Below are 8,625 nucleotides of genomic sequence, written 5' to 3'. Positions count from 1 at the left end.
CTCACCGCAAAAACCCGACCCACACCCGTTCGTTGAGAGCCTTGACTCACAAAGCCCCATATGAGGGTGGGCAAAGCCAACGGGTCGCGCGAACGCGCGCCCGATGGCTTTGCCCACCCTACGGGCTACGCCGCCCGTGGATCATAGACGCACATAAAATCCATGCATCGCGAGGTCACCGGTAGCAGCAGACTCAGCACTTGATCACGAACCCACGCTCCCGCGGCGCTGAATTCGCGCTTGCTATTGCCGTTGCGGCGGGCGATAGCGACGATCTTTTCCGCGCGCGGGCGGCGCTCGTGCTCAAAATTCTGGAAGGTCAGACCGAGTTCCTGTCCGTCGAGCATGAGTTTGCCGAGCCGCATCGCGTCTTCCAGCGCCAGCGAAGCGCCTTGGCCGGCATGCGGGCTGGTGGCATGGGCGGCGTCGCCGATGAGGAGCGAGCGCTTGCGCGACCAGGTCGGCAGGCTCGCGACATCGAGCGTGTCGGTCACCACGATGTTCTCGGCGGCCTCGATGATGCGCGGGATCGGATCGTGCCACCCCCGATGGAAGTCGCGCAAATGCTGCTTCAGCGCCGCCTGATCCATGACACGGAATGTCGTGGCGTCGACACCATGCGAAGGCTGCGTGCTCCACCACATCACGCCGTCAGCGGGATCGGAACTGCAGAAGCCGTAACCGAAGAAGCCGCTTTGGCCGAACGTGGTCTCGACGCGTCCGCCGATCGATCTGCCTTCGAGCACCGAACGAGGCACGAAGCCGCCGAAACCGATCAGCCCGGTGTCGAATGGTTCTGGTCCGTCCGGCACCACATGGCGCCGCACCTTCGAGTGCACGCCGTCAGCGCCGATCAGGAAATCGCCTTCGGCGGTCGTGCCGTCGGCGAAATAAGCGATGATGGGGTGGTCGGGCCGATCGATGATCTTGACCAGGCGCTTCTCGAAATAGAGTTCGGCGTTCGAGCACCAAGCCTTGTTGAAGAGGATCTCCTGCAGCGTGGTGCGACGCATATTCACCGCCGGCTGGCCAAAGCGCTTCTCCATGTCGCGGTTGATCGAGCCGAGCTTCCTGCCGCCTTGCGAATGGAAATCGAAGGATTCGGCGATCGAGCCCTGACGGATCAGTTCGTCGGCGAGGCCGAGTTCGGCCATCACATGCATGCCGTTCGGCGCAATCTGCAGGCCGCCGCCGATGCCGCTCGAATGCGGCCAGCCCTCGTAAACCTCGACATCGTAGCCGGCACGCTTGAGGAAGATCGCAGCGACAGGGCCGGCGATGCCGCCGCCAATGATCAAGGCCTTGCGAGGACGGCGGGGCATGGCTTGCTCCGTTCGGTTGCGTGCGTTAGGAAAGATGATTAGCTAATTATCTTAGTACGTAAGATATCTAATTGGTAAGAGATAGGAGAAATCTTGTCAAGGTTGAAGTCGCGCGCGGCGTTGATGCAGGAATTGGAAGAGGCGATGCGACGCTCGTCAGCGCAGGGCGTGCTGTACGGGCAAGCCGTTGCCAACGTGGCGGGAATTTCCGGTTCCGACCTCGAATGTCTCGACTTCCTCAACCTCGAAGGCCGCGTGACGGCGGGCCGGCTTGCGGAGGTCACCGGGCTCACCACCGGCGCCATCACCGGCGTGGTCGACCGCCTGGAGAAGGCCGGCTTCGTGCGCCGCGAGCGTGATGAGACCGACCGCCGCAAGGTCTACATCGCGACTGTGCCCGAGAACGCTGCCAGGATTGGGCGCTACTACGTGCCGATGCAGGAGGCGATGCAGCGGCTCTGGAGCACTTATTCGGAAGCCGAATTGCAATTGCTGCTGCGCTTCGCCAACGAAGGCTACAAGGCCGTGCTGGAAGCGACCGAGAAGCTCAAGGGGCTGCTCGATACGCCCGAGGAGAAGCCGGCTAAGAAACGCGGGCGGCCGCCTCGGCGGTGAGCGCCGGTTCAGAGGCGCCGCGGTAGCGCGCCGCGGCGGCATACATGCCCCACATTGCACCGAGCATCATCCAGAAGTGGCGCCAGTGGTCGGTGTCGATGATGAAGCTTTCGCCGACGGTGCCGAGGAAGGCTGCGAAGATCGCCAGATAAGTCCGCTGCCAGGGAACGGGCAGGAAGGTGTAGCGGAAGCCCGTGATCACGGTGACGAAGACCAGCGCCGGATAGACGAGGCCGGAGATCCAGCCGCCTGACATGAACGCTTCAGGTAGGAATTGTGGGTGTCTTCGGGGAAGTAGCTGCGGAATTGCAGCGGACCGATGCCGAAGGGCAGATCGAGCGCCATCTGGGCGCCGAGGGTGTGGCGCCCGAACCGGCCGAAGCGGCCTTCGTCGTAGCTCTGGTCGAAGCTCGCGCGCTGCTTGAACATCTGCGCGATCGAGTCGAACGACAACAGGATCGCGACCAGCGCGACTGCGAGGATGACGGCGACGAGCGCCATCACGATGATGCGCGAGCGCTCGGTCTGCGAGCGGCTGGTCAACACCATCAGCGCCAGCATGAATGCCGCGGTGATCACGAGGCCGCCCCAGGCCGCGCGCGAGAACGCGAGCAGGATCGCGAGCGACATGATGCCGAAGGCGATGGTGTTGCGGAATGCCTTGCCGGGACGATCGGAGACGACGCTTTGCAACGAGAACAGCGCCGGCAGAATCAGAAAGGCGCCGAGCACGTTCGGATCCTTGAAGGTGCCGCGCGCGCGCTCATACAGGGTCAGGAGATCGTAGCCGCCGGGCACGAGATGGAAGTAGCCGCCGATCGCCGCGAGCGATGCGATCATCCCGCCGACGACGAGGCCGCGCCGGAGCATGTCCAGCCGCGCCTCGGTATCTTCGGAAGTAACCATGGCGAAGAACACCACGGTGACCGCCATGTACCAGGACGTCGCGATCCAGGTTGCGACCTCCGGCCTGTCGAGAAACGGGATGGCGCCGATGCTGTAGCCGACATTAAGCAAGATCAGCATCAGAAGCAGCGGCATGAAGGCGAGCCGCATCCGCAGGCCGGTCGCGAAGAAGATGATGGCCGCTGTCAGCGTCACCAATTCGTAGGGGCTCGGCTCGATGAACACGATCGCGCCGGAAGCGCCCGCCAGCCACACCATCGCGCGCTGCAGCGCCAGCACGCCGGGCGGAACCGCGGCTTGCGGAAGGGACGTCCCGGCTGTTGCAGCGTAGGCCATCACGAATTCACGCACCTAAACAATACAACGGCGTCATTGCGAGGAGCGAAGCGACGAAGCAATCCATTTATCCCCGAGTTGCGACATGGATTGCTTCGCTCCGCTCGCAATGACGCCTCTCAATACGCGTTCTCGTTCTTGGTCAGCAGCGAGAACGGCGTCTTCAGGAGGATGTAGAGGTCGAACAGCACCGACCAGTTCTCGATGTAATAGAGATCGAACTCGACGCGTTTCTGGATCTTCTCGTCGGTGTCGACCTCGCCGCGCCAGCCGTTGATCTGCGCCCAGCCGGTGATGCCGGGCTTGACGCGGTGGCGCGCGAAATAGCCGTCGACCGCTTCATCGAACAGACGGTTCTGCAATTTGCTCTGTACCGCATGCGGGCGCGGGCCGACGAGGGAGAGGTTGCCCTTCAGCACGACGTTGAAGAGCTGCGGCAGTTCGTCGAGGCTGCTCTTGCGGATGAAACGGCCGACGCGGGTGACGCGAGGATCGTCCTTGGTGACGACCTTCGATGCGGTGGGGTCGGCCTGATGATGGTAGAGCGAGCGGAACTTGTAGACGTCGATCCGCTCATTGTTGAAGCCGAAGCGCTTCTGGCGGAACAGCATCGGGCCCGGACTGTCGAGCTTCACCGCAAGCGCTACCAGTCCCATCACCGGCAGCGCGGCGAGCAGGATCAGGCCGCCGACGATGCGGTCGAACAGCCATTTCAGCACCAGGTCCCAGTCGGTGATCGGCGCCTCGAACACGTCGAGCGTCGGCACCTTGCCGAGATAGGAATAGGAGCGGGGACGGAAACGCAGCCTGTTGGTGTGCGCCGAGAGGCGGATATCGACCGGCAGCACCCAGAGCTTCTTCAACATTTGCAGGATGCGGGTCTCGGCCGAGATCGGCAGTGCGAACAGCACGAGGTCGACGCGGGTGCGGCGGGCAAACTCGACGATGTCGTCGATCTTGCCGAGCTTCGGGCTGCCGGCGCAGCTATCCATCGCGCGGTCATCGTTGCGGTCGTCGAACACGCCGAGCACGCGGATGTCGGTGTCGGGCTGTGCCTTGAGCGCCTCGACGAGCTGCTCGCCGTTCTCATCGGCGCCGACGATCACGGTGCGGCGGTCGAGCCGGCCGTCGCACGCCCAGCGCCGCACCAGGCCGCGCAGGATCAGCCGCTCGACGATCAGGGCCGCGAGACCGACGAAGAAGAATGCCGTCAGCCATACCCGCGAGATCTCGCCGCCGAGCTTGACCAGGAACGACGCGCCGATGAACAGCAGGAAGACGATGGCCCAGGACGAGATCATCCGCGTCATCTGCCGCAACTGTCCACGGAACATCTGGATTTCGTAGATATCGGCGGCCTGGAAGCAGACTACCGCCGATATCGTCATGGCGAGGATCGCCGCGACATATTCCCAGCGGAAGCCGGAGAGCGGCATCACGTACCAGAGATAAAGCGCAACGCCGACCAGGCTCAGCAGGATGAAATCAACGAGGCGAACGATGCCGGTGATGACGACCGGCGAATAGGCGCCGCGGACCTTTTCATCGGTAACGGCGAGCGCGGCGGGTGACAGCCGGCGGCGCCGTTCGATGGGCGGACGGCCGCCACCGGCGGTCGCTGCCGCCTCCAGCATCGAGCGTGCGTTAATCGGTTCCACGTCGTCATGTCCGTTCTTGCGGCCGCAGATAGGGATGCGGAGGCCGCTGCGGAATTGCCCCGCGTCACCGATTAGGGGAGAAATCGGAACAAACGGTTACGTCGGCAAGTAACGGTTGACGATTGGCAAACGCGTCGCGATAGCCGGCAAGTACGCCCTCGACCATCGCCTGCTGCGAGAAATGTGTGGAGATGCGCTCGCGCAACGCTTGTGCGCGCGCCGATGTCGCGGCGGGATCGTCGAGCGCGCGGCTGATCGCTTCCGCCATGGCGGCGGCGTTGCTCGGCGCAAACAGCGCATCCGTATGCGGGCCGAAGATCTCGGGGATGCCGCCGACGTTGGCTGCTACCATCGGGATCCCAGCGGCGGCAGCCTCGATCACGACATAGGGCATCGAGTCGCCACGGGACGGAGCGACCAGCAGCTTGCCTTTCGAAAACCCGTAGCGCGCCTTGACATGGCCGATGAAGCGCGCAGCGTCGCCAAGCGAAAGCCGCTTGACCTGCGCCTTCAGCTTCTCCGATTCCTCGCCATCGCCGGCAAGCGTCAGCGTCACCGGCTTGCCCTCGGCGCGCAGTTTCGCCACGGCGTCGATCAGGAGATCGGCTCCCTTGATGTGCCTGAACTCGCCGACATAGACGATGTCGGTGGCATCTTCAGTGCGCTCCACCGGATCGAACTCTTCCGCGGTCACGCCATTGAACACGCAGCGCACCACGCCGCTGGTCGGCGTGCCGACCGTGCGCTGATAGGTGTCGCGCGCAAAGGCGCTCTCGAACAGGAACAGGTCGGTGCTGTTCATCAGCGCGCGCTCGAGCCGGCTGTAGAAATTGCCCTTCAGCGTGTCGAGCGGATAGTGCAGCGAGCCGCCATGCGGCGTGTAGACGCGAACGGTGTGTTTGGAGTGCGGCCGCAGGCGAATATAGGCGCCGGCCTTGGCGCCATGGCCGTGCAGCACATCCGGCTTCAGCTTCCGGATCAGGCCCGCGATCTGCGCCCAGACCATCACATCGGCGAACCGCGGCTCGCGGCGAATGGCCACACGGCGGATACCGAGTTTCAGGCGCGGTTCGATGTCCGCAAGCGCTGTGGCGGCGCGCTCGCCGCCGGTGATGCTGTCGGCGACGATGCCGACGTGGTGGCCGCGTTCGATCTGTCCGTTGGCGACGTCGAGGATATGGCGAAAGATCCCGCCGACAGGGGCGCGCACGACATGCAGGATGCGGAGCGGCTGGTCGGAATCCACGGTCACGTCAGGCGCTCGCTGATGAGCGTGAGATCGCCGGCCGAGGCGACGCGCGCAAGCATCGAAGGCAGGCAAGAAGCAGCGGCGCGCAGGCGGCGCATATTGGAATCCCGACAAAATATCGCGGCCGATTAAGGACGCCCATGGTTAACAAAGCATGACGCGTGGGCGAGGACAGCCGGTGCTGTTCGTCAGGCGGGCCGATTAACCCAGCAGCAACCTTAATGGAGTGTAATCGTGCCGGCTGAGGCAGATTGAGTGGCGTCCCCGCGGGAGTGAACAATGCGTTTTGCGTTCTGGCGTGCAGGCAAGGACAAAGCCGTGGTCCGGCGCGCGCTCGCAAAGCCTGCGCCGGCTGCGGGCGAGCCCGCAACCGTCGCCGCGTCTCCTGCTGGCGATCTCGACCTGCCTGCGCTCGGCCAGGCGCTGATGCGCAAGCGGAGCTGGATCATCGTGCCGACGGTGCTGGCGTTCACGCTGTCGCTCGCCGCGGTCAACATGGTGACGCCGCGCTACAAGTCGGAAGCGCGCATCCTGATCGACGGCCGCGAGAACGTGTTCCTGCGGCCGAGCGGCGAGCGCAATGAGGAACGAAACGTCGTCGATCCCGAAGCCGTCACCAGCCAGGTGCAGCTGCTGCTGTCGCGCGATCTCGCGCGCGAGATCATCAAGAAGAACAAGCTTGCCGAGCGGCCGGAATTCGATCCGGTGCTGCAGGGCTTCTCCCCGCTGAAATCGCTGCTGGCGCTGGTCGGCATCGGGCGCGATCCGTTCTCGCTGACGCCGGAAGAGCGCGTGCTGGAAGCCTATTATGAACGCCTGCAGGCTTACGCGGTCGACAAGTCGCGCGTCATCGTCGTCGAATTCCAGTCGCGCGACCCCGAGCTCGCCGCACGCGTCGCCAACTCGATCGCCGAAAATTATCTGGTGCTGCAGCAGAATGCGCGGCAGGAGCAGGCGAAAACGGCGAGCCAGTGGCTTGCCGGCGAGATCGAGAATTTGCGGAAGAAAGTCGCGGACGCCGAATCCCGCGTCGAGGATTTCCGCTCCAAGTCGAGCCTGTTCGTCGGCACCAACAACACCTCGCTGTCCAACCAGCAGATGGGCGAGCTCAACACGCAGCTCAACAATGCGCGTGCACTGAAGGCGGATGCCGAGACCAAGGCGCGGCTGATCCGCGAGATGCTGCAGAGCGGCAAGCCGATCGAAGCTTCCGAAGTGTTCAATTCCGAACTGATCCGCCGCCTCAGCGAGCAGCGGGTCACGCTGCGCGCGCAGCTCGCCGAGCAATCGTCGACGCTGCTCGACAATCATCCGCGTATCAAGGAATTGAAGGCGCAGCTTGCCGATCTCGATCGGCAGTTGCGCGAGGAGGCGGCCAAGATCTCCCGCACGCTCGACAATGACGCCCGTGTTGCCGGCGGCCGCGTCGAGGCGCTGAGCGCGAGCCTCGATCAATTGAAGAAGCAGGCGTCGTCCTATAACGGCCAGGATGTCCAGCTCCGCGCGCTGGAGCGCGAAGCCAAGGCGCAGCGCGACCTGCTTGAGTCCTATCTGGCGAAATACCGCGAAGCCAATACGCGCGAGAACATCGACGCAGGACCGTCCGATGGCCGCATCATCTCGCGCGCGTCGGTGTCCAACACGCCGGCCTATCCGAAGAAGCTGCCGATCGTGCTGATCGCGACGCTGGCGACCTTGTTGCTCTCGTCAGGCCTGATCGTGACCGGCGAGCTCCTGCGCATGACCGCGCCGCGCGCCGCTGCAGCGCCGGTTGTGCCGCAGATGATAGCGCGGGTGCCGGTTCGCACTACCGTCGTCGAGAGCGACGACGAGCAGGAACCAGAGCTGGAGCCGGCATCGGAACCCGAGCCCGAGGTCGAGGCCGCATCCATTGCACCGCAGCGTGAAGCCCCCACGGCCATCGGAGAAATCGAGCTGCTCGCCGAGAAGCTGCGCCGGGCTGGCGCCGACGCACGCAAGGTCACCGTGCTGGGGACGGCCACGAGCGAGAGCATCGCGCTGACCACGCTGACGCTGGCGCGGCTGATGGCGCGCGAAGCCAAGGTCGCCGTCGTCGACCTCGCAGCGGCGTCTCCGACGATAGCGGCGGTCTCGACCGATCCCGGCGCGCCGGGGCTTGCCGAATTGATGCAGGGGCAGGCGACGTTTTCGGAGATCATCACGCGCGACCGGCTGTCGCGGGTCAATCTGGTCAGCGCTGGCTGCCCCGGCTTCGATCGCGCGCAACTGCAGTCGCCGCGGCTGACGCTCGCGATCGACGCGCTGCTCAGCGCCTACGACCACGTGCTGCTCGATGCCGGCACGGCTTCCGACCTGCCGGCCGATCTGTTGACGGCGCATGCCCGCGCCGTCGCGGTGCCGGATGCTTCGATGGCCGACGATGCCCGCCGCCTGATGCGCGAGCAGCTTGCCGCTGTCGGTTTCTCGGAAGTGACGATGCTGACGAAGCCGTGCGAGCCATCGGACGCCGTCGAGCCGGGCCCGCGCGTGGTCGCGGCGTAGACCAACGGCACCGGGG

At 64.6% G+C, this 8,625-nt stretch carries 5 protein-coding genes and 1 pseudogene; 2 read left to right on the top strand and 4 right to left on the bottom strand.

Annotation, left to right across the window (positions count from 1 at the left end; genetic code table 11):
• Positions 1 to 125 precede the first annotated feature (125 nt).
• Positions 126 to 1,322 carry an FAD-dependent oxidoreductase gene (locus AAFX91_RS16060; RefSeq protein ID WP_394567094.1) on the bottom strand — a complete coding sequence of 399 codons (1,197 nt, stop codon included), beginning with the start codon at positions 1,320 to 1,322 and terminating at the stop codon, positions 126 to 128.
• Positions 1,323 to 1,445: 123 nt separating this feature from the next.
• Between AAFX91_RS16060 and AAFX91_RS16055 the strand changes: the two genes are divergently transcribed.
• Entirely contained in the window at positions 1,446 to 1,937 is a 492-nt protein-coding gene (locus tag AAFX91_RS16055) for a MarR family winged helix-turn-helix transcriptional regulator (protein ID WP_394567096.1), read from the top strand.
• Here AAFX91_RS16055 and AAFX91_RS16050 read toward each other — a convergent pair.
• The 3 genes and pseudogenes from AAFX91_RS16050 to AAFX91_RS16040 form a co-directional block, all read right to left on the bottom strand.
• Positions 1,906 to 3,179: pseudogene (locus tag AAFX91_RS16050) on the bottom strand (O-antigen ligase family protein). The gene AAFX91_RS16055 and the pseudogene AAFX91_RS16050 overlap by 32 nt on opposite strands.
• A gap of 119 nt (positions 3,180 to 3,298) precedes the next feature.
• Positions 3,299 to 4,837, bottom strand: a complete 1,539-nt coding sequence (locus AAFX91_RS16045) for an undecaprenyl-phosphate glucose phosphotransferase (RefSeq protein WP_394567093.1) — start codon at positions 4,835 to 4,837, stop codon at positions 3,299 to 3,301.
• 64 nt (positions 4,838 to 4,901) lie between these two features.
• Positions 4,902 to 6,089, bottom strand: a complete 1,188-nt coding sequence (locus AAFX91_RS16040) for a glycosyltransferase family 4 protein (RefSeq protein WP_394567092.1) — start codon at positions 6,087 to 6,089, stop codon at positions 4,902 to 4,904.
• A 276-nt stretch (positions 6,090 to 6,365) separates the two neighbouring features.
• Here AAFX91_RS16040 and AAFX91_RS16035 point away from each other — a divergent pair, with 276 nt between their 5' ends.
• Positions 6,366 to 8,609, top strand: coding sequence for a GumC family protein (locus AAFX91_RS16035; protein WP_394567091.1), 2,244 nt, complete (start codon positions 6,366 to 6,368; stop codon positions 8,607 to 8,609).
• Positions 8,610 to 8,625: the final 16 nt, after the last annotated feature.

Origin of the sequence: Bradyrhizobium sp. 31Argb (assembly GCF_043638955.1) — a bacterium.
GTDB lineage: Bacteria > Pseudomonadota > Alphaproteobacteria > Rhizobiales > Xanthobacteraceae > Bradyrhizobium.
Note: the sequence above shows the minus strand (reverse complement) of the source record. Positions and strands in the feature narration are given on the sequence as shown.

Coding starts and splice junctions, on each gene's coding strand:
- AAFX91_RS16060 (WP_394567094.1), bottom strand. CDS start 1,322: ATGCCCCGCCGTCCTCGCAAGGCCTTGATCATTGGCGGCGGCATCGCC.
- AAFX91_RS16055 (WP_394567096.1), top strand. CDS start 1,446: ATGCAGGAATTGGAAGAGGCGATGCGACGCTCGTCAGCGCAGGGCGTG.
- AAFX91_RS16035 (WP_394567091.1), top strand. CDS start 6,366: ATGCGTTTTGCGTTCTGGCGTGCAGGCAAGGACAAAGCCGTGGTCCGG.